At 71.5% G+C, this 23,985-nt stretch carries 20 protein-coding genes; 10 read left to right on the top strand and 10 right to left on the bottom strand.

Translation table 11 applies throughout. The annotated features are described in order from the left end of the window. Nucleotides 1–15: 15 nt before the first annotated feature. The 3 genes from GGQ54_RS02895 (at nucleotide 16) to leuS (ending at nucleotide 4,731) form a co-directional block, all read left to right on the top strand. On the top strand, nucleotides 16–1,050 hold the full coding sequence (locus GGQ54_RS02895; RefSeq protein ID WP_179444017.1) for a DUF4192 domain-containing protein: 1,035 nt from the start codon (nucleotides 16–18) through the stop codon (nucleotides 1,048–1,050). A gap of 9 nt (nucleotides 1,051–1,059) precedes the next feature. After that, entirely contained in the window at nucleotides 1,060–2,025 is a 966-nt protein-coding gene (locus GGQ54_RS02890) for a PfkB family carbohydrate kinase (RefSeq protein ID WP_179444016.1), read from the top strand. Between the two features lie 186 nt (nucleotides 2,026–2,211). Beyond that, entirely contained in the window at nucleotides 2,212–4,731 is a 2,520-nt protein-coding gene (gene leuS, locus GGQ54_RS02885; protein ID WP_179444015.1) for a leucine--tRNA ligase, read from the top strand. Nucleotides 4,732–4,777: 46 nt separating this feature from the next. On the opposite strand, the gene GGQ54_RS02880 is transcribed toward leuS, so the two are convergent. Beyond that, entirely contained in the window at nucleotides 4,778–5,119 is a 342-nt protein-coding gene (locus GGQ54_RS02880; protein ID WP_179444014.1) for an ArsR/SmtB family transcription factor, read from the bottom strand. 58 nt (nucleotides 5,120–5,177) lie between these two features. Here GGQ54_RS02880 and GGQ54_RS02875 point away from each other — a divergent pair, with 58 nt between their 5' ends. The 6 genes from GGQ54_RS02875 (at nucleotide 5,178) to holA (ending at nucleotide 12,815) form a co-directional block, all read left to right on the top strand. Next, nucleotides 5,178–6,449 (top strand): MFS transporter, encoded by a 1,272-nt coding sequence (locus tag GGQ54_RS02875; protein ID WP_218843649.1) that lies wholly within the window; start codon nucleotides 5,178–5,180, stop codon nucleotides 6,447–6,449. Nucleotides 6,450–6,481: 32 nt separating this feature from the next. Next, nucleotides 6,482–6,976 (top strand): hypothetical protein, encoded by a 495-nt coding sequence (locus GGQ54_RS02870; RefSeq protein WP_179444013.1) that lies wholly within the window; start codon nucleotides 6,482–6,484, stop codon nucleotides 6,974–6,976. 127 nt (nucleotides 6,977–7,103) lie between these two features. Then, the gene (locus GGQ54_RS02865; RefSeq protein ID WP_179444012.1) at nucleotides 7,104–8,156 is read left to right on the top strand and encodes a helix-hairpin-helix domain-containing protein; all 1,053 of its coding nucleotides are present in this window, start codon (nucleotides 7,104–7,106) and stop codon (nucleotides 8,154–8,156) included. Beyond that, nucleotides 8,153–10,594 (top strand): ComEC/Rec2 family competence protein, encoded by a 2,442-nt coding sequence (locus tag GGQ54_RS02860; RefSeq protein WP_179444011.1) that lies wholly within the window; start codon nucleotides 8,153–8,155, stop codon nucleotides 10,592–10,594. Before GGQ54_RS02865 ends, GGQ54_RS02860 begins: the two co-directional genes overlap by 4 nt. Nucleotides 10,595–10,693: 99 nt before the next feature. Then, complete coding sequence (locus GGQ54_RS02855) at nucleotides 10,694–11,740, top strand: NAD(P)-dependent alcohol dehydrogenase (protein WP_179444010.1); 1,047 nt, start codon at nucleotides 10,694–10,696, stop codon at nucleotides 11,738–11,740. Nucleotides 11,741–11,855: 115 nt separating this feature from the next. Then, on the top strand, nucleotides 11,856–12,815 hold the full coding sequence (holA, locus tag GGQ54_RS02850) for a DNA polymerase III subunit delta (RefSeq protein ID WP_246292532.1): 960 nt from the start codon (nucleotides 11,856–11,858) through the stop codon (nucleotides 12,813–12,815). Nucleotides 12,816–12,822: 7 nt separating this feature from the next. Here holA and GGQ54_RS02845 read toward each other — a convergent pair whose 3' ends face one another. The 8 genes from GGQ54_RS02845 to GGQ54_RS02810 form a co-directional block, all read right to left on the bottom strand. After that, the gene (locus GGQ54_RS02845) at nucleotides 12,823–14,136 is read right to left on the bottom strand and encodes an exo-beta-N-acetylmuramidase NamZ family protein (protein WP_343045836.1); all 1,314 of its coding nucleotides are present in this window, start codon (nucleotides 14,134–14,136) and stop codon (nucleotides 12,823–12,825) included. 106 nt (nucleotides 14,137–14,242) lie between these two features. Next, the gene (locus GGQ54_RS02840) at nucleotides 14,243–15,412 is read right to left on the bottom strand and encodes an acyl-CoA dehydrogenase family protein (protein WP_179444009.1); all 1,170 of its coding nucleotides are present in this window, start codon (nucleotides 15,410–15,412) and stop codon (nucleotides 14,243–14,245) included. A 2-nt stretch (nucleotides 15,413–15,414) separates the two neighbouring features. Continuing rightward, nucleotides 15,415–17,022: a long-chain-fatty-acid--CoA ligase gene (locus tag GGQ54_RS02835; protein WP_179444008.1), complete on the bottom strand. Its 1,608-nt coding sequence runs from the start codon at nucleotides 17,020–17,022 to the stop codon at nucleotides 15,415–15,417. Between the two features lie 31 nt (nucleotides 17,023–17,053). Then, complete coding sequence (locus tag GGQ54_RS02830; protein WP_179444007.1) at nucleotides 17,054–18,400, bottom strand: ABC transporter substrate-binding protein; 1,347 nt, start codon at nucleotides 18,398–18,400, stop codon at nucleotides 17,054–17,056. Beyond that, a complete protein-coding gene (locus GGQ54_RS02825) occupies nucleotides 18,397–19,635 on the bottom strand; it encodes a branched-chain amino acid ABC transporter permease (RefSeq protein ID WP_179444006.1) in 1,239 nt (412 codons plus the stop codon). The genes GGQ54_RS02830 and GGQ54_RS02825 overlap by 4 nt, the downstream gene beginning before the upstream one ends. A 1-nt stretch (nucleotide 19,636) precedes the next feature. Continuing rightward, a complete protein-coding gene (locus tag GGQ54_RS02820; protein WP_179444005.1) occupies nucleotides 19,637–20,512 on the bottom strand; it encodes a branched-chain amino acid ABC transporter permease in 876 nt (291 codons plus the stop codon). A gap of 11 nt (nucleotides 20,513–20,523) precedes the next feature. Next, complete coding sequence (locus tag GGQ54_RS02815; RefSeq protein WP_179444004.1) at nucleotides 20,524–21,225, bottom strand: ABC transporter ATP-binding protein; 702 nt, start codon at nucleotides 21,223–21,225, stop codon at nucleotides 20,524–20,526. Then, nucleotides 21,218–22,051 (bottom strand): ABC transporter ATP-binding protein, encoded by an 834-nt coding sequence (locus GGQ54_RS02810; RefSeq protein WP_246292530.1) that lies wholly within the window; start codon nucleotides 22,049–22,051, stop codon nucleotides 21,218–21,220. The genes GGQ54_RS02815 and GGQ54_RS02810 overlap by 8 nt, the downstream gene beginning before the upstream one ends. Before the next feature lie 151 nt (nucleotides 22,052–22,202). Between GGQ54_RS02810 and GGQ54_RS02805 the strand changes: the two genes are divergently transcribed. Then, nucleotides 22,203–23,432, top strand: coding sequence for a PucR family transcriptional regulator (locus GGQ54_RS02805; protein WP_343045835.1), 1,230 nt, complete (start codon nucleotides 22,203–22,205; stop codon nucleotides 23,430–23,432). Between the two features lie 90 nt (nucleotides 23,433–23,522). Here GGQ54_RS02805 and rpsT read toward each other — a convergent pair whose 3' ends face one another. Then, nucleotides 23,523–23,783, bottom strand: a complete 261-nt coding sequence (rpsT, locus tag GGQ54_RS02800) for a 30S ribosomal protein S20 (protein ID WP_179444002.1) — start codon at nucleotides 23,781–23,783, stop codon at nucleotides 23,523–23,525. Nucleotides 23,784–23,985 lie beyond the last annotated feature (202 nt).

The following is a 23,985-nucleotide window of genomic DNA, read 5'->3' as shown; positions in this document are numbered from 1 at the left end:
CGGCAACTGTCTGGCATGAACTCGGACGGCCCGAACTCGGGCGACATCGACTCGGGCGACATCGACTCGGGCGACATCGACTCGGGCGATCCCGGTGCCGCTGGCCATCGGATGCGCATCGGGGACCGCGGCGATCTCGTCGCGGCCGTGCCCTACCTGCTGGGCTTCCACCCGGCGGAGTCGCTGGTCCTGGTCGCGCTGCGGGGGACCCGGCTGGTGGTCACCGCGCGCGTCGACCTGCCCGATCCCGAACGGGCCGGCGAGCTCGTCGCCCGGGCCGCGCAGATCCTCGACACCCAGCGCTGTGACGGCGTGCTGCTGCTCGCCTTCAGCGACGACGAGGACTACCCGGTGGGCTATCTGCTGGCGAGGCTGGCGCAGGCGCTGGCAGGGGTGGTGGTCGATGCGCTCGTGGTCCGGCACGCGGCGTGGTGTTCGGTGTTCGAGCCGGACGGCGCGACGGAGGCGGTCGATGCCGCCAGCCCGAAGGTGGCGGAGGCGGTGGTCGCCGGCCTGCGGGCGCTGCCGAGCCGCGAGGGGCTGGCAGACCTGGCCCGGCACGGCGACGACACGCTCGCCGAGTCCTGTACCGAGGCGATGCTGGCGCTGATCCGGTCCGATCCCGACGATGACGAGCTCGACGCCCGCACGGCGGAGCTGCTGGATGCGGGGCTTGCCGGCCCGCTCGGCGAGGAGGCGGCGGCCGAGCTGGCCGTGCTCGCCGGCACCGGTGCCGGGCAGGCGGCGGCGCTGGGCCGGTTGACCCGCGACCGGGCGCCCGACCTGGTCGGGTTCTGGTCGTCCGTGGTGCGGCGTACCCCCGAGCCCTGGGCGGCTGGCCCGTTGGCGCTGCTCGGAATGGCAGCCTGGGTGAGCGGCGACGGGGCGCTGCAACTGATCTGCGCCGAGCGGGCACTGGCGATCGACGAGACCGAGCCGCTGGCCCACGACCTGCTCGACCTCAACGCCGCGATGGTGCCCCCGTCGGCCTGGGACCCCGCGCACGCCCGTGGCCCGCTGTCCGTGCCCGACCCCGACGAGCCGGGGTAGCGTACGCGGGTGGACATCGGACGGTTCGTGGTGTGCGGCGAGGCATTGATCGATCTGCTGCCGGCGGGGGGTACGCCGGATGCCTGGTTCTCCACCACCTGGCAGGCCACCTCGGCCGGCGGCCCGATGACCACCGCGATCGCGCTGCGGCTGCTCGACCAGCGGGCCAGCTATCTGGGGCGGTTGTCCCGCGACGCGTTCGGCCAGCAGCTGCGCCAGCACCTGGTCGAGAACTGGGTCGACCTCGACCTGGCCGTCTCCACCCCCGAGCCGACCTCGCTGGCGGTGGTCAGCCTCGACGAGCAGGGCCGGGCCAGCTACACCTTCCACTTCCACGACACCGCCAACTTCGCCTGGCGGCCCGAGGAGCTGCCGGCGCTCGAGCCCACCGACTGGCTGCACACAGGCACGCTGGCGGCCGTGGTCGAGCCCGGCGCCTCGGTGCTGCTCGACTGGGCGCGCGGCCTGCCGGGCGGGATCTCGGTCGACGTGAACGTGCGGTCCAGCCTGATCGACGACCCGGCCGAGTACTGGCGCCGGATCCGGCCGTGGCTGCAGATCGTCGGCGAGCGCGCCCGGGCGGGCGCCGGCGGCATGGTGAAGGCCAGCGACGACGACATCCGGTTCCTGGCCCGAGGTTCTGGCGCGGCCGGCGACCCCGAGGAGCTGATGCGCGGCTGGGTCGCCGAGTTCGGCCTCGACCTGGGCCTGTTGACCCTCGGCCCGGACGGCGCCGTCGCGGTCTCCGCGAGCGACGCGGTTCGCGTACCCGGGCGCAAGGTCGAGCTGGTCGACACGATCTCCGCGGGCGACACCTTCATGGCCGGGTTCCTGTCCGCCCATGCCGCCGACCCCGACGACCTCACCGGCGCCCTGGAGCGCGCCGTGGCAGCCTCGGCGCTCGTGGTGACCCGGGTCGGGGCCCAGCCGCCGACGCTGGCGGAGGTGTTGGAGTTCCAGCGCGCGGGTGCCTGAGCGCACCGGGAAGCGTCGGTGGCGGGGCGGGGTTAGAATCGCGGCATGGAACACACCCTGCTCCTTACCGGGCCGCGCTGAGGCGACCGACCAGGCGCGGCGGCCCCTCGTGCGCGGGGGGCTTTGTCGTGTCCGGGCGCGCACGCCCGGGCAGGGGATCCACCGGAGCAGGCTGAGGAAGGACGCATGACCAACGAACAGGCCACGCGCGAGGTCGACGAGCCGCGCGGCGGCGAGCTGGAGCGACGCGGCTACGACGCCGCGGCGGCGCAGGAGCGCTGGCAGCGCTACTGGGCCGAGCACGACACCTTCGCCGCGCGCGATGACGACTCCGCCGAGCGTCGCTACATCCTCGACATGTTCCCCTACCCGTCGGGCGACCTGCACATGGGCCATGCCGAGGCCTTCGCGATGGGCGACGTGATCGCGCGCTATCTGCGGCTGCGCGGCTACGACGTGTTGCACCCGATCGGCTGGGACTCCTTCGGCCTGCCGGCCGAGAACGCCGCGATCAAGCGCAACGCGCATCCGGCCGAGTGGACCTATGCCAACATCGAGACCCAGGCCAACTCCTTCCACCGCTACGGCCTGAGCCTGGACTGGTCGCGCCGACTGCACACCTCCGACCCGGAGTACTATCGCTGGACCCAGTGGCTGTTCCTGCGCTTCTTCGAGCGTGGCCTGGCCTATCGGAAGGCGAGCCCGGTCAACTGGTGCCCGGTCGACAAGACCGTGCTGGCGAACGAGCAGGTGATCGACGGGCACTGCGAACGCTGCGGCGCGCTGGTCACCAAGCGCAATCTCACGCAGTGGTATTTCAAGATCACCGACTATGTGGAGGACCTGCTGGCCGGCCTGGACGAGCTGTCCGGTCACTGGCCCGAGCGCGTGCTGACCATGCAGCGCAACTGGATCGGCAAGTCCGTCGGTGCTTGGGTCGACTTCGCCGTGCCCGGCCGCGACGAGCCGATCCGGGTGTTCACCACCCGGCCGGACACCCTCTACGGGACCACCTTCCTGGTGCTGGCGCCTGAGTCGGCGCTGGCGACCGAGCTGGTCACCGATGATCATCGCGAGGCGTTCGAGGCGTACCTCGAGCAGACCAAGCAGGCCAGCGAGATCGAGCGGCAGTCGACCGAGCGGGAGAAGACCGGCGTCTTCACCGGCCGGTACGCGACGAACCCGGCGACGGGGGAGCAGATCCCGATCTGGGTGGCCGACTACGTGCTCGCCGACTACGGCAGCGGCGCCGTGATGGCCGTGCCCGCCCATGATCAGCGCGACCTGGACTTCGCCCGCGCCTTCGGGCTCGACGTGCGGATGGTCGTCGACACCGGCGAGGACGACCCGGCGAGCAGCGGCATCGCAACCACCGGCGACGGCGCCTATGTGCACTCCGGCGTGCTGGACGGGCTGACCGACAAGCAGTCCGGCGTCGCGACGATCATCGAGCGGCTGACCGCGGACGGCACCGGCGAGGCCGCGACCACCTACCGGCTGCGCGACTGGCTGTTGAGTCGGCAGCGGTTCTGGGGCTGTCCGATCCCGATCATCCACTGCCCGGAGCACGGCGAGGTTCCGGTGCCCGATGATCAACTTCCCGTCGAGCTGCCCGACCTGCGGGGGCAGGACCTGGCCCCGCGCGGCGGGACCGACGGGCAGGGCCCGCTGGCCGCGGCGACGGACTGGGTGAACACCACCTGCCCGATCTGCGGCGGCCCCGCGAAGCGCGACACCGACACGATGGACACCTTCGTCGACTCGTCGTGGTACTTCTTCCGCTACACCTCGCCCGGATACGACCGGGGCCCGTTCGATCCCGAGGCCGTGCGGCGCTGGATGCCGGTCTTCCAGTACGTGGGCGGCGTCGAGCACGCGATCTTGCACCTGCTCTACATGCGCTTCTTCACCCGGGTCCTGCACGACATGGGCATGGTCGACTTCACCGAGCCGATGCAGCGGCTGCTCAACCAGGGCCAGGTGATCAACCAGGGCAAGTCGATGAGCAAGTCGCTCGGCAACGGGGTCGATCTGGGCGAGCAGATCGACCGGTTCGGCGTCGATGCCGTCCGGCTGACCGTGGTCTTCGCCGGCCCCCCGGAGGACGACATCGACTGGGCCGATGTGTCGCCGGCCGGCTCGCTGAAGTTCCTGCAGCGGGCGTACCGGCTGGCCCAGGATGTGGCCAGCCCCGTCGGCGCCGATCCGGCGACCGGCGACGTGGCGCTGCGGCGGGTGACGCACGGGACGATCGCCCAGGTGACCGAGCTGATCGAGGGGCAGCGGTTCAATGTCGCGATCGCCCGGATCATGGAGCTGGTCAATGCGGCGCGCAAGGCGCTGGATGCCGGCGGTGGCGACGATCCGGCGGTACGCGAGGCGGCCGAGACCGTGACGATCATGCTGAGCCTGGTCGCGCCGTACGTCACCGAGGAGATGTGGGAACTGCTCGGGCACGAGCCGTCGGTGGCGAATGCGGACTGGCCGGTGGCCGATCCCGCGCTGCTGGTGCAGGAATCCGTCACCTGCGTGGTGCAGGTGAAGGGGAAGGTACGCGCGAAGCTCGAGGTCACCCCGGACATCTCCGACGGCGAGCTGGAGTCCCTCGCGCTGGCCGATCCCAACGTGCAGCGGGCCCTGGCTGGCGCGGAGATCGCCAAGATCATCGTCCGGGCCCCGAAGCTGGTCAGCATCGTCCCGGCCTGAGCTGGCCGTTGCCCGAGGCGTTGTCGGCGCTGGGCAACCGTCGCGCCTATTTGGCGATGCTGTCGCGGCCTTGTCGGATGACGATGTCGAGGAGACCGGGGAAGCGATCGTCGAGGTCGGTACGCCGGAGCCGGTTCAGTCGCCTGGTCCCCTCGTCGCGCTGGTGGATCACTCCCGCTTCGCGGAGGGTCTTGAAGTGACCGCTCTGGGTCGACTTGCTGACGGACAGCGCGAAGGTTGTGCAGGCCAGTTCGCCGTCGGGTTCGACATCGGCGAGTCGTGTGACGATGGCCAATCGGACCGGATCGCTGAGCGCTGCCATCACGGTGGTGAACTCCAACTCGTCAGCGGCCGGGTGCACGAGTTTGGTTGCGGTCCTGCTCGCCATGACTGCAACCCTACCGCACATGTTCGGCGGGTACGAACATGTGCTATGTTCGCAAACCATGAACATGGTACGCGGCGGCAGCACCGACGACATCGGCGCGCCGGACCGGGCTCAGCCTCCCGGCTCGGCGGCATCACATGTCGGCATCCGGCGGGCAGGAGGAGCCAGCCGGTGGAGGTTCTGGGCGACGGCGTATGCGTTGCTGATCCTGCTCACGGGAACCAATCTGCCCACCCCGCTGTACCGGAGCTACGAAGCGTCGTTCGGGTTCTCCCCGTTCGTCCTCACGCTGGTCTTCGCCGTCTATGTCGCGGCTCTCATCCCGTCCCTGCTCGTGGCCGGACCGCTCTCCGATGTGATCGGGCGACGACGGGTCCTGTTGCCGGCGCTTGTCCTGGCAGCCCTGGGCGCACTGGGCTTCGCGCTGGCCAGCAGCACCGGCTGGCTGTTCGCCGCCCGGATCCTCCAGGGTCTCTCGGTAGGTGCGGCGTCCGGAGCACTGACCGCGGCCCTCAGTGAACTCGAGCCGACCGGCAACCGTCGCAGGGCGGCGGTGATCACCACGGTGGCCTCGGTCGGCGGACTCGGCCTGGGACCGGTCCTCGCCGGACTGATCGCCGAGTACGCACCGGCTCCCACCGTGGCCCCGTTCGTCGTCGAGATCGTGCTCCTCATCCCTGCTGCCATTGCCGTCGCGCAGCTGCCCGCGACCCGCCAGACGGCGCGGTGGCGTCCTCGCCGACCGCAGATTCCGGCCGCGATGCGGACCGTGTTCATGACCAGCGGGAGCGCCAACTTCCTCGCCTTCGCCGTCATCGGACTGTTTCTCGCCCTCATCCCGACATACACCGCCACACTGACCGGAAGCACGAACCTGCTCCTCGGCGGCGGGACATCCGCACTCATGCTGGCCACCTCCGTCGTCGTCCAACTCCTCAGCTACGGACGGCCACCACGCCGCCTGCAGCTCGCCGGACTGCCGATCCTCGCGGTGGGGCTGGGCCTCGTCGTGCTGGTCGGGGCCACGGGTTCGCTCGCACTCCTGCTGACGGCCACCGTCATCGCCGGAGTCGGCCACGGGCTGGTGTTCCTCGGCGGTCTCACCGCGGTGAACAGCAACGCCCCTTCGACCAAACACGCCGAGGTGGTGTCGAGCTTCTACGTCATCGTCTATGCCGGCGTCGGCTTGCCCGTGCTCGGTGTGGGCCTCCTCGCCACCGTCCTCGATCTGACCACGGCCATGACCTGGTTCGCCGGAACCGTGGCCGTCTTGTGCCTGCTCGTGCTCGTCGCGCTCGTGCGTACCGACCGCGTAGCCCTTGGCGAGTAGCCCGCGACATCCTCCACACTTGGGAAGGCCCGATGGATACCACTGACTTCGACGCCGTCTACAGCGATCTGCTGAGGGTCGCCGAATCGATCCGGGACACGGCGAACTACCCGGTGCCGGCGCGAGACGATGTCGACTGGACGCTGAGTCACATCGCGCTCAGCGATTCGCTCCTCGCCGAAGCGGCTCGCGACATCCATCACGGTCGCGATGCGGTCGTCAACAACCGGGGCGCGATGAACGAGACCGCGATCACCGAGCTCATCGCCTCCACCACTCACCAACAGCGCGTCGCCATGGTGAGCGACCACGCACGGGAGCTGCGCGACGCGCTCGACGCGATCCCCGACCGAGCGGCCGAACGTCCGGTGCTCCTTCGCTTGTTCGATCGTGCGGGCGATGCGCTTCCGGAGCAGCACACGGCCTGGCAGGACCTGATCACGCTCCGCATCACCACCCACATCCCCGGCCACACCGCCCGGATCAGGACGTACGCGGCGACCGACGACACGAGGCGCGATGCGTGAGAACGCGCCGCTGGATGACCGGGCCGACCTCGTCCCGGAGTTGTCCACAGCGCCCGGCCCGGCCGAAATTGTCCACAGATCGGCCCGCGGGTGACAATCCGTGGGCCCGCGAGCCAACTGTCTGGACATGGCACGCGATGGGGATGGTTCGGCGGTCGGGGGAGCCCCGCTCACCGATCATGTGCGGCGGCGGCTGGATGACCTGATCGCCCGCGAATCGGGACCCGACGCCCCGCCGTCGGACGATGGTCCCGACGGGCCGCCGACCGAGATCATCGACCCCGTCGACGACGCGCCCGGCCCCGACTGGCTGGCCGAGCTCGCGGCGCGACGCCGGGTTGGCGCCCTCGCGGTGCCGGCCGATCGCCCCCGGGGCGTCGCCCGCCGCGCGGGGGAGCCGGCGGCGAGTCCGGGCGAGCGGGCCATCGCGACCCGAGCGAGTGAGCCGCCCGGTGCCGGGCGCGGGCTGCCGGGGCGGGGTGCGTTCGCACGCATGGGCTTCGGACGCCTGCACGTGTTCGCTCTGGCCGCGCTGGCCGGCGTCGGGCTGCTGGTTGCCGGGTTCACCGTGCTCAGTGCGCGCGCGGTCCCGGTGCCGGAGGCGCCCCCCGTGACGGCCGAACCGCTGGGCGAGCAACGTGGCGGCGAGCAGCAGTCCGCGGGTGCGCCCGTGGAGCCGGAGTCGGCACCTGCCGACGGTGCCACGACCGGGCCGACGATCACGACCGAGCCGATGATCATGGTGCACGTCGTGGGTGCGGTGCAGAAACCGGGGATCGTCGAGCTGCCGGCGGGCTCGCGGGTGAACGACGCGATCGAGGCCGCCGGCGGCCTCTCCGACAAGGCCGATCCGGGCGAGCTCAACCTCGCTCAGGTGCTGAACGACGGCGAGCAGGTGGTCGTCGGCACCGACCGTGATCCGGCCGGCGAAGTGCGCGGGGCAGGCGCAGCGTCTTCGAGCGGTGAAGCCTTGGGCGGGTCGTCCGGCCCGCTCGTCAACCTCAACTCCGCGACCAGCGACCAGCTCGAAACCCTGCCGGGGGTCGGGCCGAAGACGGCGGAGAAGATCATCGCCTGGCGGGAGGAGAACGGCGGCTTCTCCGCGCCCGAGGACCTGCAGGAGGTGCCGGGCATCGGCCCGAAGACCTTTGCGGAGCTGGCGCCGCTGATCACAACGTGACCGGGTTGCCCGGGGTCGCGCGGTTCGCACGGGGCGGAGCGGAGCTGGTCCGGCGCCGGGTGGGCGCCGCCGCCCGACGGGAGCCGCCGGGTGCCCGGGGCGGCGACGAGGCGGCGGCCGCCGGTGATCATCGATTGGTGCTGCCGGCGCTCGCGGTCTGGGGCGGGGTCCTCGCCATCGTGCAGGCGGGCCCGGTGGGTGCGCTCGGCGCGGCGGTCGGCGCCGCCGTGCTGATCATGGTCGGCGTCCGATTGCGTCGCCGGGCGGCGACCGCGGCCGGGGTGTTGGTCGTGATCATCTGTGCCGCGGCCCTGCTGCGGGTCGCGGCGACCGAGGCCTCGCCGGCGCGCGCGCTGGCCCGCGACGAGGCAGGCGGTCGGGTGGTCGTGGTGATCACCTCCGATGCGCGCTACTTCGCGGCGAAGGGCGCGCGGCCGGCGTTCGCGGTGCGGTACGCCCAGCTCCGGGAGCTGCGCGCCCGGGGACAGACCTGGCGGCTCGACCAGACGATCGCGCTGACCGGCATCGGGCCGGTCGCCGAGGCGCTGCGCGGGCCCATCGTGGGGACGACGCTGGAGGCCCGCGCCGGCCTGCGGCTGCCCGACCCGGGCGAGCGGGCCGTCGCCACGGCGCGGCTGCGCGCGCCGCCGGTGACGATCGCCCCGGCAGGCGCGCTCGACCGGCGGGTCGAGGCGGTCCGCGTCGGGCTGCGGGCATCGGTCGCCGGGCATCCCGAGGAGCGCCGCGGTCTGGTGCCGGCGCTGGTCGTCGGCGATGTCTCCGGCGTGCCCGAGCGGCTGGGCGAGGACTTCCGGACCACGGCGCTCACCCATCTGACCGCCGTCAGCGGCGCCAACCTCACCCTGATGCTCGCGTTCGTGTTGTTCGTGGCCCGCTGGATCGGCGTGCGCGGCTGGTGGCTGCGGGTGATCGGGCTCGGCGGGGTGATCGGATTCGTGTTGTTGTGCCGCACGGAACCGAGCGTGCTGCGGGCTGCGGCGATGGGCCTGGTCGGGCTCGCCGGCCTCGGCCTGACCGCCGGGCTGCGCCGCGGGATGCGGCCGCTGTGCGCCGCGGTGCTGGGCCTGTTGCTCGTCGATCCGTGGCTCGCCGCCGAGATCGGATTCGCGCTGTCGGTGTTCGCGACGGGCGGCATCGTCTGGTGGGCCGGTGGCTGGGCCGACCGGCTGGCGGGCTGGCTGCCGCGGCCCCTGGCCGAGGCGCTCGCCGTGCCGCTGGCCGCCCAGGTCGCGACTCAACCCGTGGTCACCGCGATCTCCGGGCAGGTCAGCATCGTCGGGCTGCTCGCCAACGCGCTGGCCGGCCCGCTCGTCGGGCCCGCCACCGTGGCCGGTTTCGCGGCCGCGGCGCTCTCGCAGGTGCACCCCTGGCCCGCGGCCGCCGCGGGCTTCGTGGCGGCATGGTGCGCGCAGGGGATCATCGCGATCGGCACCGCCGGCGCCGCGCTGCCAGGTGCGGCGATGGCGTGGCCGGCGGATCCGCTCGCCGTCGCCGTCCTCGGCGTCGGCTGCCTGCTCTGGGCGGCGGTGCTGCCGGCAATCCTCGCCCGTCGGCTGGCCTGCCTGCTGCTGGGCATCGTGCTGATCACGATCATGCTGCGCGGGCCCGTCCAGCCCGGCTGGCCACCCCCGGGCTGGCGGCTCGTGGCCTGCGACGTCGGGCAGGGCGACGGGCTCGCCATCCGGGCCGGTCCCGCCGCCGCCGTCGTCGTGGACGCGGGCCCGGAGCCGGAGCCGATCGCCCGGTGTCTTGATCAACTCGGCATCACCGACGTGCCCCTGCTTATCCTGAGCCACGGCCACGCCGATCATGTCGGGGGACTGCCGGGCGTGCTGGAGCGCCGGCGGATGGGCACCGTCCTGGTCTCGTCGGCCTCCACCGGGTCGGCGGGCGCAGCGGCCCTCGCCGGCCGGGCCGGGGCGACGGTCGTCGCGGCGGGCGCCGGTCAGGCGTACCGGGTCGGCGAAGCCGAGGTCGAGGTGCTCGCCCCGTGCGCGGCGCCGGCGAGGGCCCGCGCCTCGCCGGCGACCGGAAAGGACGGCGAATCGGCGGCGGAGAACGACGCCGGTCTGCTGGTCCGGGTGCGTTCGGGCGGTGTGTCGGTGCTGCTGTCCGGCGATCTCGAACCCGCCGGCCAGGCCGCGGCGCTGCGTTGCGCGACCGACCTTCGCGCCGCCGTGCTCAAGGTGCCGCACCACGGCTCGTCGCGACAGGACGAGCGCTTCCTGGCCGCGACCGGCGCACGGATCGCGATCGCCAGCGCGGGCGCCGGCAACGACTACGGACACCCGTCCCCGCGCACGCTGGGCGTTCTCGGTGCACTCGGGATGACCGTCGCCCGCACCGACACCCAGGGTGCCGCCGCGGTCGCCGTCGTCGACGGTCGGCCGCGGCTCTTCGTCCAACGCCGGGCGTGACCCGGGACGAGGGACGATTCCGTCACCGATCGGCCGGGGGAGCCCCGGAACGGGGGTGAGGTCGATACCGTCGACCTCACCGACGAAAGTGAGCCGACGATGTCCACCACCGCCCCCGAGATCCCCGATCGCATGCGCGCCAATGTGCTGACCGGCAAACGGAGCATGGAGATGCAGGAGCGGCCGGTGCCCACCCCGGGCCCCGGCGAGGTGTTGATCAAGGTCCGCACGGTCGGCGTGTGCGGGTCCGATGTGCACTACTACACCGACGGCCGGATCGGCGACATGATCGTCGACGGCCCGCTCGTCCTCGGCCACGAGGTGTCGGGCGTGATCGCGGCCGTCGGGCCCGGTGTCGATGAGGGGCGGGTGGGGGAGCGGGTCGCGATCGAGCCGCAGCGCCCGTGCCGGGTCTGCCGCGCGTGCACGACCGGGCACCTGAACCTGTGCCCGGAGATGAAGTTCTACGCCACGCCGCCGATCGACGGCGCCTTCGCCGAGTACGTCACCGCTCCCGCCGAGTTCGCCTTCGCCGTGCCCGACACGCTCAGCGATGCCGCGGCGGCGCTGCTCGAACCGCTGTCGGTCGGGCTGTGGGCCTGCCGCAAGGCCGGGATCGGACCCGGCGACCGGGTGCTGATCACCGGCGCCGGGCCGATCGGGGCCCTGGCGGCCGTCGCGGCCCGCAGCTACGGCGCCGCCGAGGTGATCGTGACCGACCCGGTCGCCTCACGCCGCGAACGGATCGCGGCGTTCGGCGCCACGGCGACCCACGATCCCGCCGCAGCCGATTTCGCACCCGAGACGCTCGCCGTGGATGCCTTCATCGAGTGCTCCGGCGCGACCCCGGCGATGCTTGCCGGGCTGCGGGCCCTGCGGCGCGGCGGAACGGCCGTGATGGTCGGCATGGGAGCGGACGAGATGACCCTGCCGGTCCAGCTCATCGCCCGCAACGAGCTCGTGCTGACCGGCATCTTCCGCTACGTCGACACCTGGCCGACCGCCATCGCGATCGCCGGACAACCCGACGTCGACCTGGACGCGCTGGTCACCGCCGAGTTCGCGCTCGAGGACGCCGAGTCGGCCCTGAACGCCGACGCGGACCCGCTGAGCATGAAGTCGTGCGTGGTGGTCTCGCGCGGCTGATCACACTGCCGAGCAGCGCCGCAGGTTGTCCTGGGCGAGGTCGGTCGTGAGCGAGGTCGGCCGTGAGCGAGGTCAGCCACGAGCGATGTCGGCCCGGACTGGCATGCTTGCGCCCATGGCCTCACCGTTCGGACGGACCCTGCTGGTCACGGGGCCGGAGTCACTGATCGCCGACCGGCACGTGGCCGAGCGGGTGGCCGCCGCACGCGCCGAGACGGCAGAGGCCGAACACAACGACCTGTCGGCGACCGAGCTGGATGCGGGCAGCCTCGCCGAGATCACCGGCGGCTCGCTGTTCGCCTCCCGCACCATCGCCGTGATCCGCGAGCTGGGCGCCGTGCCCGCCGACCTCGCCGACGCGGTCCTCGCGCTGGCCGGCGACACGCCCGCCGACCTCGCCCTGGTGCTGGTCCATCCGGGAGGCCAGCGGGGCAAGGGCCTGCTCGACAAGCTGCGCAAGATCAGGTCCGTCGAGACTGCCGACAGCCCGCAGGTGAAGCCGTGGGAGCTGCCGCGCTTCGTCACCGCGGAGGTACGCCGACACCATGCCCGGGCCGATCCCTCCGTCGCCCAGTTGCTGGTCGACTCCGTCGGGCACGACCTGCGCGCGCTCGCCGCCGCCGTCGACCAGCTCGTCGCCGACTCCGAGGACTCGGTGATCGACGAGCGGTTGGTCCGGCGCTACTTCTCCGGGCGCGCCGAGGCGACCAGCTTCGCCATCGCCGATCTCGCGCTGGCCGGTGAGACCGCCCGTGCGCTGGAGCACCTGCGCTGGGCGCTCGCCACCGGGGTGCCGGCGGTGTTGATCACCAGCGCGCTCGCCTCCGGGCTGCGCGGCCTCGGGAAACTCTCCGGAGCGCGGGGGAGCGGGATGCGCGAGGGCGACCTGGCGCGCGAGGTGGGCGTACCCCCGTGGAAGCTGAAGACCATGCGCAACCAGCTCCGCGGCTGGGACGATCGCCGCCTGGCGCGCGCGATCGCCACCGTCGCGACCGCCGATGCCGACGTCAAGGGCGCGGCGGACAATGCCGACTACGCCCTCGAGCGCGCCGTCCTGGCGATCGCCGCCCGTTGACCCGCGATCAGCGCGGGTAGAGCAGATAGCGCTGCCGGCGTCGGTCGAACTCGGTGAGCTCCCGGCGCCAGCGGGCGATCAGCGCCGCCGGCGCAGCGCCCCGCTCGAACTGCTCGCGGAACCGCGACGACCCGGTCAGCAGGTCGATCCAGCGGCCCTTCTGCCCGCCGCCGGCCTCGGCGCGCCAGTCGAAGTCGGCGTACAGATCTCGCGCGGCGCACAGCATCGTCACCGCGACCGCGATCGCGTCCACCCGCCGCGGCTCGGTCAGATGCACCTGGACGCCCGCGCACACCGTGCCGGCGTGCTTGGAGAAGGTCGGGTTGAAATACGCCTCGCGGAACCGCACGCCGGCGAGCCCAGCATCGTTCAGCCGCGCATTCCACCGGTGGTCCATGAACGGCGCCCCGATCAGCTCGAACGGCCGGGTCGTCCCGCGGCCCTCCGAGAGATTGACCGCCTCGAACAGGCCGGTCCCGGGATACAACAACGCGGTGTCCGGGGTCGGCATGTTCGGGCTCGGCAACACCCAGGTCAGCCCGGTCTCGGCGTAGAGCTGGTCGGGCTGCCAACCCTCGACCTTGATCACGTCCAGCGCGGGCAGCCGGCGCCCGGCCTTGCCGGCGACGAACTCCCCGTCGAAGAACCGCGCCAGCTCGCCGACCGTCATCCCGTGCTGCTGCACGATCCGGTCCTGCCCGACGCCGGAGGTGAAACCGTCGACCAGGAGCGGGCCGCGGGCGGTGCCGCCGACCGGATTGGGCCGGTCCAGGATCACGAAGCGCAAGCCGGCCCGGGCGGCGGCGATCATCGCGTGGTACATGGTCCAGATGTAGGTGTAGAACCTCGCGCCGACGTCCTGGATGTCGAAGACGACGGTCTCCACGTCCGCCTCGGCGAACAGGGCCTCGAACTTCGCGTCGTTCGCGCCGTAGGCGTCATAGACCGTGACGCCGGTGCGCTCGTCGACATAGGTGTCCTCGGACTCGCCCGCCTGGGCGCTGCCGCGGAAGCCGTGTTCGGGGCCGAAGACGCCGCCGATCTCGACCTTCCCCGAGCCGGCCATCACGTCGACGATGCTGGCCAGGCTGTCGCTCAGCACACCGGTCGGGTTGGTGATGATGCCGATCCGCTGGCCGGCGAAGGCCGACCAGTTCGCGGCGGCGGCGACATCGGCGCCGGTGCGTACGCTGCCCGCAGCGCCGGCACGGGTCGGCCCGCCCAGGCCGCCCGAGGCGGCGAGCCCGGCGACACCCGCCGCTGCGGCGGCGCCCAGCAACACGCCCCGGCGCCCGATCGACGGCAGTTCTGGCTCGGTCACGACTGACTCCCTCGTCCGTGGTGGCTGCCTCCGACCCTAGGCGAGCCCGGCGCGGCTCGGGCGCATTCGGGCAGATCCGGCGCACTCGGGCAGATCGGGCGCCCGATCAGCCCAGATGCCCGCGTACCGACACGTGCCCCTTCAACAGGTTCCGGGCGATGGTTCGACGCTGGATCTCGTCGGTGCCCTCGTAGATCCGCAGCAGCCGCAGCTCGCGATACCACCGCTCCAGCGGCAGCTCCCGGGTGTAGCCCATGCCGCCGTGGATCTGCAGCACCCGGTCCACGATCTCGTTGGCCTTCAGCCCGCCGTAGAGCTTCGCGATCGACTGCGCCTGCCGCGAATCCAGGCCCTGGTCGACCTGCCAGGCGGCGGTCAGCACCAGCCAGCGCAGCGCCTCGATCTCGACCGCGGAGTCCGCGATCATCCACTGGATCGCCTGCCGGTTGGCGATCGGCTCACCGAAGGTGACCCGGTTGTTCGCCTGCTCGATGCCCATCTCGACCAGCCGCTCGCACGCGCCCAGCGCGTGCGCGGGCAGCATGTAGCGCCCCCGCCCGATCCACTGCATGGCCAGCGCGAAGCCCTGACCCTCCTCGCCGAGGATGTGGTCGTGCGGCACCCGCACGCCGTCGAAGACCAATGCCGCCGGCCCCCACTCGCCCATGGTGTCGATCGGCTCGGACTTCCAGCCCATGTCGCGATCGACGAGGAAGCAGGTCACCCCGCCGTCGGCCCCCTTCTCGGGATCCGTCACCGCGAAGACCATGCAGAAGTCGGCCTCGTTGCCGCCGGTGATGAAGGTCTTCTCGCCGGTGATCACCCACTCCTCGCCGTCGCGTACCGCCCTGGTCCGGATCGCGCGCGCATCGGAGCCGGCACCCGGCTCGGTGATCGCGAAACAACTGCGCAGCTCGCCGTTGATCGTCGGCAGCAGGTAGTCCTGCTTTTGTCGATCATTGCCGGAGAACAAGATGTTGTCGGCGTACCCGGCGAACCGGAACGGGATGAACGAGCGGCCGAGCTCGACCTCGATCAACGCGGTCATCACCGCGCCGAGCCCCATGCCGCCGTACTCGGTCGGGGTCTGGACGCCGAAGAAGCCGGACTTCTTGGCCTTGTCCTGCAGGGCGGTCAGCTCCTCGCGGGTGATCGCCGGCTCGCCGCGCCGTTCGCGGTTCAACGCCTCCGGCTCCAGCGGCCGGATCTCTCGGTCGACGAAGGTACGCACCCACTGCCGGATGTCGCGCTCCTCCTCGGTCAGGGTGAGGTCCATGATCAGTTGCTCACTTTCTCGTCGTTTCCCGGCCGGGCCAGCCTCGCCCGCAGCTCACGCTTCAACACCTTGTGCGAGGGCCCCGTCGGCAAGGCATCGACCACCTCGATCCGCCGGGGAAACTTGTGCCGGGCAAGCCGGTCGCGGGCCCAGGCGCCGAGTTCCTCGGGATCGATGCGGCGGCCGGTCGCCGGGACCACCACGGCGCAGACCTCCTCGCCGACCCGGTGGTCCGGCAGGCCGATCACGGCGACCTGGCCGACGTCGGGGTGGCCCATCAGCACCTCCTCGACCTCGCGCGGATAGACATTGAAGCCGCTGCGGATGATCAGGTCCTTCAGCCGGTCGACGATGTGCACGAAGCCGTCGGCATCGGCATGACCGAGATCGCCGGTGCGGAACCAGCCGTCCACCACGGCCGCCGCCGTCGCGGCCGCGCCGTCGAGGTTCTCGCTGTCCAGGTAGCCGCCGAACACGTTGTGCCCGCGGACCACGATCTCGCCCGTCTCGCCCGGCTCCAGCAGCCGGATGCGAGCGCGGTCGGCGGGATCGGCGATCGCGGTCTCCACGCCCCACATGCCGTGCCCGACCGAGCCGGGCCGGGTGCCGAAGGTCGCCTGGTTGGCCGAGGCGCCCGAGGCGGTCTCGCTGAGGCCGTAACCCTCGTGGATCTCGGCCGAGAAGATCTCCTCGAAGCGCCGCAGCAGCGCTACCGGCAGCGAGGCGCCGCCCGATCCGGCGTGCCGCAGCTTCGGCAGCCGCGGGGCGTCTCGTGCCGCGTCGACCAGCCCGACGAACATGGTCGGTACGCCGCAGAACAGCGTCACGTCGTGCTCGGCCATCAGCTCGATCGCGCGCGCCGCGTCCCAGCGGGGCTGCAGGACCAGCGTCGAGCCCTTGCGGAACGAGGAGTTCAGGACCGAGGTCTGGCCGAAGACGTGGAACAGCGGCAGGCAGGCCAGCACCACCTCGTCCGGCTCCACGGTGCGCCCGACGTCGAACGCGTTCACGGTCGCGTTCATCACCATGTTCAGGTGGCTGAGCAGCGCGCCCTTCGGGCGACCAGTGGTGCCCGAGGTGTAGAAGATCACCGCCACGTCCATCGGGCGACTGGGCACCATCCGCGCCAGCGGCTCGTGGTCGGCCAGTTCGGCCAGGTCGGCGTGCGGTACGCCGGATGCCTGAGCCACCGCGGCGCCGGTTTCGCCGAACGAGGCGTGACTGATCACGAGCATCGCCCCCGAGTCGCCGACCAGGTGGCCGGCCTCGCCGGGGGTGAGCAGCGTCGGCACCGGGACGACCACCCCGCCCGCGGCGAAGATGCCGTAGTAGGCGAAGACGAACTCGGCGACGTTCGGCGCGAGCAGGGCGACGCGGTCGCCCGGGCGTACCCCGCGCGCCTGCAGGCCCGCCGCGTAGCGACGGGCCTGCTCCCAGGTCTCGGCGAACGTGTGCTGGCGATCGTCCTCGATCAGGGCGATCTTGTCGCCGCGCCGGTACGCCGATTCGGCCAGGATGCTGGCCACCGACAACACGGTCGCCGAGGAATCGGTGAGCGCCAGTCTGTGCTCCTCGGTGCCGCCGACGCCGGTGGCCAGCTCAGTTGTCATCTCGCGATGATCCCTTCCGTTGCGTTGATCATCAGCCGGCCGGCGGGATGCCGTTCTCCGGCGGGGTGCCGAGCTGCGACTCGCCCTCAACGATAGGCGCGTCGCCGATGTTGGTGGTCAGCAACGGGCCGATGGGCTCGGTCTTCTCGCCCTTCAGCTCGACCATCTGCAGACCGCCGAGGCCGAGATGCGACGTTGCCGAGAAGCGGAACGGCGCCACCCACGGGCCCTTCCACGACGCGCCCTTCTCCTCCATCACCTTGACCAGACCGTCCCGGGTCGGGTTCGGGCCGGCCTCCTGGAGCGCCATGACCACCGCATACGCCTGCGACATGCCGTAGATGTGGTAGTTCGTCAGCGGCTTGCCCTGCTCGCCGTACTCGGCCCAGATCTTCTGCCACAGCTCCGGCCAACCCTTGCCATCGGCGCTCTCGACCTCGGCGATGTAGTCGGTCGTGAGCGTGCCCTCGAGGGCGCTGGAGTCCTTCACACTGCCCTCGGAGAACCGCTCCAGCAGGGAGCCGACCAGCTTGGTGTCGGAGCCGACGTTGGAGTAGTACCAGGTCGGCTTGTAGTTCAGGCGCATGGCCTGCAACTGGCTGAGCGCGGTGTAGCTCGGGGTGTTGAACGCGATCACGAAGTCCGCGCCGTCGGCCTGCAGGGCGGCGAGCTGCGGCGCCACATCGGTGTTGCCCGAGGTGTAGCGCTGGACCGACACGATCTCCTTGTCCAGGAACTGGCGCACACCCTTCTCGCCGTCGGCGCCGAGATCGTCGGCCTGCAGGAACAGGCCCACCTTGGCGTCGGGCTTGTTCTTCTTGATCCAGTCGCCAATGATCTTGCCCTCGATCTCGTAGTCCGGCGTGAAACCGAAGGTGTACGGCTTGGCCTTCGGGTCATCGCCCCAGGCGAGCGAGCCCGACGCCACGAACATGTCGGGCACCTTCTCCGAGTTCAGGAAGTCGACGACCGCGCCGTGGGTCGGCGTGCCGAGACCGCCGGCGATGGCGAAGACCTGGTCCTTCAGGACGAGCTCGTTGACGACCTCGGTGGTGCGGGTCGGGTTGTAGCCGTCGTCCTTGTAGACCCATTCGATCTGGCGACCGTGCACCCCGCCGTTGGCGTTGACCATCTTCAGGTACGCCTCGTAGCCGAGCGGGATGTCGGAATATCCCGGCGCCGCGACGCCGGTCAGCGGGTAGTGGCTGCCGAGCTTGATCGAGGTCTCCGTGACCCCGACGTCGGAGGCGGTGCGCTCGCCGTCGGCGCCGGTGTCACCGGAGGATCCGCGCCCGCCCGCGCCGCAGGCGGCGAGTGCGACGACGGCTGACAGGGCGGCCGCCAGGACGCCCAGGCGGCGAATCTGTGGTCTTTTCATCGAGATATCTCCTTCTCCGATACATCGTTGTGCTGCGCGGCGGGGAGCCGCGCGTCGGTCTGTTGAGTGGGGGGTGCCGCGTCGTCTCCGGTCCCGGGGGTCTCGGTGCCGAGCCCGGGTGTGACGTCGTTCTTCGCATCGCTCAGCGCGGCGCGACGGCGACGCCGCGCGATCGCGCCCCTGATGCTGCCGACCAGGCCGGCGGGGGCGACGACGATCACGATCATCATCACCAGGCCGAACACCAGCGGCGAGATCTCGGCGGCCTGCAGGTCGTTCAGCCCGGCCCGGGCGCCGAGGTCGGTGGCGAGCTGGGGCAGGAACGCCAGCAGCGCGGCACCGATCAGGGCGCCGAGCAGGCTGCCCAGGCCGCCGAGCACCACGGCGGCGAGCAGGCTCAGCGACAGCGCGAGCGGGAACGCGCCGGGGGCGGCGATCCGGGTGACCATCGCGAGCAGCGATCCGGCAAGGCCGGCACAGGCGGTCGACACGACGAACGCGAGGACACGGTTGGCGCCGAGGTTGATCCCGGACAGCGATGCCGAGGTCTCGTCGTCGCGTACCGCTCGCCACCGCCGGCCGACCCCGCTGGCCGACAGGTTGGCCAGCAAGAAGTAGCAGACGATCACGGTGAACCAGCCGAGGTAGGCGATCAGCTCGCGGGTGGTCGTGTCGGAGCCGGTCAGGAAGAACCAGGCGTCGCCGAGCCAGACCGGAACGTCGGGCAGGGACACGGTGATCCCGGGCTCGCCGCCGAGTTGATCATAGAAATGGATGGCGACGCCCGGCACCGCGACCGCCAGCGCCAGCGTGGCGCCGGCGATGTAGGGCCCGTGCAACCGCGCGGCGGCCAGTCCGACCACCGCGCCGATGACTAGCGTGACCAACATCGCGATCAGCATGATCACCACCAACGGCGGCGGGTTCTCGTTGTCGCGCAGCAGCAGCGCGGTGGTGTAGGCGCCGACCGCCATGAAGGCGCCGTGGCCGAGCGAGAGCTGACCGTTCAGGCCGGTGAGCACCGTCAGGCCGCCGGCGGCGAGGGCGAGGTAGGCCATCACCGCGAGCTGGCCCTGCCGGAACGGCGGGACCGACTCCAGGACGAGGAACACGACGACCAGGGCGAGCAGCGCCAGGCAGGCATTGCGCAGCAGCGGGGTACGCCGCAGCGCGGCGGTGATCCGTTGCCGCCGCGACGGCGCGGGAGCGGGTGCGTCGGAAACGCTCGTGCTCATCTCAGACCTTCCTCTCCTGCACCGAGGAGAACAACCCGGCGGGCCGCACCAGCAGCACCAGCACCAAGATCACCAACGCGGTCAGCGCGACCAGGCCCGAGCCGAGGAAGCCCGACACCAGGCTCAGGATGATGCCGGTCGCGAGGCCGCCGATCACGGCGCCGGCGGGGGAGTCGAGGCCGCCGATGACGGCGGCCACGAAGCCGTAGACGACGACCGGGTCCATGTAGCTCGGGTGCACCAGGCTGCCGCCGGCGATCAGGATCCCGGACAGGCTGCCGACCAGGGCGGCCAGCGCCCAGCCGAGGGTCAGCATCCGGTTGACCGGTACGCCGAGCAGCCGCGCCACCTCGGGATTGAACGCCGAGGCGCGCATCCGCAGGCCGATGTCGGTACGCCGGAAGAGCACCAGGAGCGCGACCATCACGACCAACACCGCGACCAGGGTGAAGATGCCGTAGCCGGTGATCGCCAGGTTGATCTCGCCCACCTGGAATCCCGACAGCCCGAAGGGTGCGGGGAACGAGCGGAAGTCCTGGCTGAAGATGATGCCGGCCACGGAGTGCAGGACGATGAACAGCCCGAGCGTCAGGATCACCGCGTTGATGTGGTCCTTGCCCTCGACCGGGCGGATGATCAATCGCTCCACGACGGCACCGGAGACGAATCCGACGACGAGCGCGGTGACGAAGGCGACCCAGTAGGAGATGCCGGCGTCGATCATGGTCAGCGCGACATAGGTGCTGAGCATGGCCATCGGCGCCTGGGCGAAGTTGACGATGCGGGTGGCGCGCCAGATCAGCACCAGGGCCAGGGCGAAGGCGGCGTACACGGCGCCCAGCGTCAGGCCGGTCAGCAGGGTGGACAGCAGTTGCATGGTTGTTCTCCTCAGAACCCGAGGTAGGCGTGCCGCAGGGTGTCGTCGCCGGCCAGGTCGGCGGCGGGGGAGTCGCCGACGACCCGGCCGAGGTTGAGCACGATCCCGTGATCGGCGATCTGCAAGGCGGAGCGGGCGTTCTGCTCGACCAGCACGACGGTCATCTCGCGCTCGTCGACGAGCTGGCGGACCAGCGCGAAGATCTGGCTGACGATCCGCGGTGCGAGGCCCAGCGACGGCTCGTCCAGCAGCAGCACGGTCGGCTCGGCGAGGACGGCGCGGGCGATCACCAGCATCTGCCGCTCGCCGCCGGACAGCGTGCTCGCCGCGTTGTGCCGGCGCTCGGCCAGCTTCGGGAACATCTCGTAGGTCTCGGCCAGGTCGATCCGCTTCCGGCCACGCCCGCCGAGCGCGCCGAGTCGGAGGTTGTCCTCGACGGTCAGCTCGGTGATCACGCCGCGCCCCTCGGGCACGTGCGCGAGGCCGAGCCGGCTGAGGCGGTCCGCCTCGAGGCCGGTCAGCTTCGTGTCGCCCATGCGTACGCTGCCGTGGTCCGGGCGAACCAACCCGGAGATGGTCCGCAGCAACGTGGTCTTGCCGGCGCCGTTGGCGCCGAGCACCGCGGTGATCTTGCCGCGCTCGGCGGTGAAGCTCACCTTGTCCAGCGCGCGTACCGGCCCGTAACCGGCGGACAGTTCGGCGATCTCAAGCATGCTCGGCCTCCCGGCGTGCGGTCGCGGGTTCGTCGGTCGCATCGCCGTCGGCGTCGCTCGTGGCCTCTTCGGTGTCCTCGCCGAGATAGGCGGCCAGCACAGCCGGGTCGTCGCGCACCTCGTCGGGCGTGCCGTGCGCGATCACCTTGCCGAAGTCGAGCACCGTGATCATGTCGCAGACCGACATCACGATGTCCATGTGGTGCTCGACCAGCAGGACGGCCGTGTCACCGGACAGCTCGGTGATCACCTCGCCGAGCTCGTCCATCTCGTGGGCGGACAGGCCGGAGGCGGGCTCGTCGAGCAGCAGCAGCTCGGGCTCGGCCACCAGCGCGCGGGCGAGCGCGACGCGCTTGCGCAGGGGGTAGGGCAGTCCGCCCGCCGGCAGCTCGGCGTACTTCGCGGCTCCCAGCCGATCGAGCGCGGCCATGCTGCGCTCGGCCAGCGCGCGATCGTCGCGCGCGGATCGGGGCAGCCCGAACAGTGCTGACCAGAAGCCCGTGCGGGCGAATCGGTCGGCACCGACCATCACGTTCTCCAGCACGCTCATCCGCTCGAACAGGCCGAGGCCCTGCAGGGTGCGGGCCATGCCGAGGCGGGGGAGATGATGGGGGCGCAGTCGGCCCAGCTCGCGGCCGTTGCGAAGGACGGTGCCGTGCGCCGGCTGGACGAAGCCGCAGGCGACATTGAACAGTGTGGTCTTGCCCGCTCCGTTGGGGCCGATCACGCCGTGCACCTGTCCGGGCTCGACGCTGAGCGACACCTCCGAAAGCGCGACAATGCCACCGAAGCGGACGGTGACGTCGCGTAGCTCGAAGAGTGACAACGAGGCTCCTTTGGTCGTTGTGTCACGGCTCACTCTGGACTCTGCGCCCAACCGCGCATATGGGCGTTGAGCACAAAGATCGATGTGCAGCGTCCGCGGGGTGGGACGATTGGGGGTAGCGGAGTTGTGCGCCGAGTGGGAAGGTGCCGTTGTGCAGCCGCTGACGCCACCGGTGGGCACCAGCCGCGACGAAGCGGCCGGTGCGGACCTTGTCGCCGCGATGGAACGCGCCTGGGCGACGCTGCTCCCGCGGGCGAATGCGCTCGCCGACGACATCACCTGGGCGATGGTCGAGGCCGACCGGGAGTGGTACGACGCGGCGCCGGCCGAGCTGCGCGCCGAGATCCGCGCCTCGACCCGTGAGCACGTCCGGCGCGGGCTGTGGACGATGGCGGGCGTACCCCTCCAGGAGGGGCGCGCCATCGATCTGTGGCGTGAGACGGGGCGGCGCCGCGCCCGCCAGGGCGTCCCGATGGAACTTGTGCTGAAGAGCTGCAGTCACGGCACCCGGGTGCTGTGGGAGGCGATGCTGTGGGGCCGGGGAACCCAGGAACTGCCCGACGAGGTGGTGATTCGCGCCGGGCAGCGGATGTGGGGCGCGCTCGAGGTGCAGATCGCCACGGTCGTCGACGCCTATCGCCGTGAGCAGGCACGGCTGCAGCGGCACGACCTGCAGCGCGAGATCAACGTGCTCGACGGCCTGCTGGTCGGCCGGGGTGGTGACCCCGGATTCCTGGCGGAGGCGAACGAGGTGCTGGGGCTCGGCCGGCTCGACCGCGTGACCTGCGTCGTCGTTCTCGGCACCGGGGACGTACCGCCGTCCCCGCGTTCCCCGGAGGAACGGTTGGAACGGAGCGGAATGCGCTCGTGGTGGCACGCCCACGAGGGGGCCAGCGTCGGCCTGGTCCGGCTCGGCAACCGCGAAATCGACGATGTCGTGTCGGCCCTCGCCGACGCGCCGGGCCGGATCGGCGTCGCCCCCGTTCGCGACGGTCTCGGCGAGCTCGCCTCGGCGTACCGACTGGCCCGGCAGGTGGCGACGATCCGCCGGACGCCGGGCCCGTCAGCCGTGATCGACGCGTTGCCCGAGCTGCTGGTCGCGTCCGCGCCCCAGGTCGCCTATCTGCTGGTGTCCGAGGTCCTCGGCGGGCTGCTCGCCGAACCCGATCCGCATCGCGGCATCCTGGTCGACACCCTGCGCGCCCTGCTGGCGCACAACGGTTCGGCCACCCACGCGGCCCGAGAGCTGTACTGCCACCGCAACACCGTGATCTACCGGATGCGTCAGATCGAGGCGGGTACTGCGCGGCGGATCTCCGATGCCCGGGACCGGCTGGTGCTCACCCTCGCGCTGATGGCGCTGGACCAACAGCAGCGCTGAGCGACGCGGGTACGCCGAACGCCCCGCCGAGGCGTGTTCGGCGGGGCGTCGGGGCCGCTGGTCAGCGGCGACAAAGATGCGGCGTCGCGGTCAGAGCGCGGCAGCCCGGGCCGAGATGGCCGACTTGTGGTTGGCGGCGTTGTTCTTGTGGATGACGCCCTTGCCGGCGGCCTTGTCGAGCGCACGGTTCGCGACGGCGGCCAGCTCGGTTGCCTTGGCCGAATCGCCCGCGGCGGCGGCCTCGTTGAACCGGCGGATGTGGGTACGCACGGCCGACTTGACGGCCTTGTTGCGCTGCCGCGCCTTCTCGTTGGTCTTGATCCGCTTCATCTGGGACTTGATGTTTGCCACTTCACGCCTCTTGCTCGTCTGGCCGATTGCTCGGGTCTGCTGGTGTTGCCCGGAACTCGGAGTTGCCTGGCAGGTCTGCTCGCGCGGCGCACGGGAACCACCCGGCACACGGCGCGACCGCAGACTTTACCAGCGCGCGGCGACCCGGCCTAATCGCGCCGTCGGGTCGTCGCCGGCGATTCGGGCGCGCGGCGCGTCCGTG

Origin of the sequence: Naumannella cuiyingiana (assembly GCF_013408305.1) — a bacterium.
Lineage (GTDB): Bacteria > Actinomycetota > Actinomycetes > Propionibacteriales > Propionibacteriaceae > Naumannella > Naumannella cuiyingiana.
Note: the sequence above shows the minus strand (reverse complement) of the source record. Positions and strands in the feature narration are given on the sequence as shown.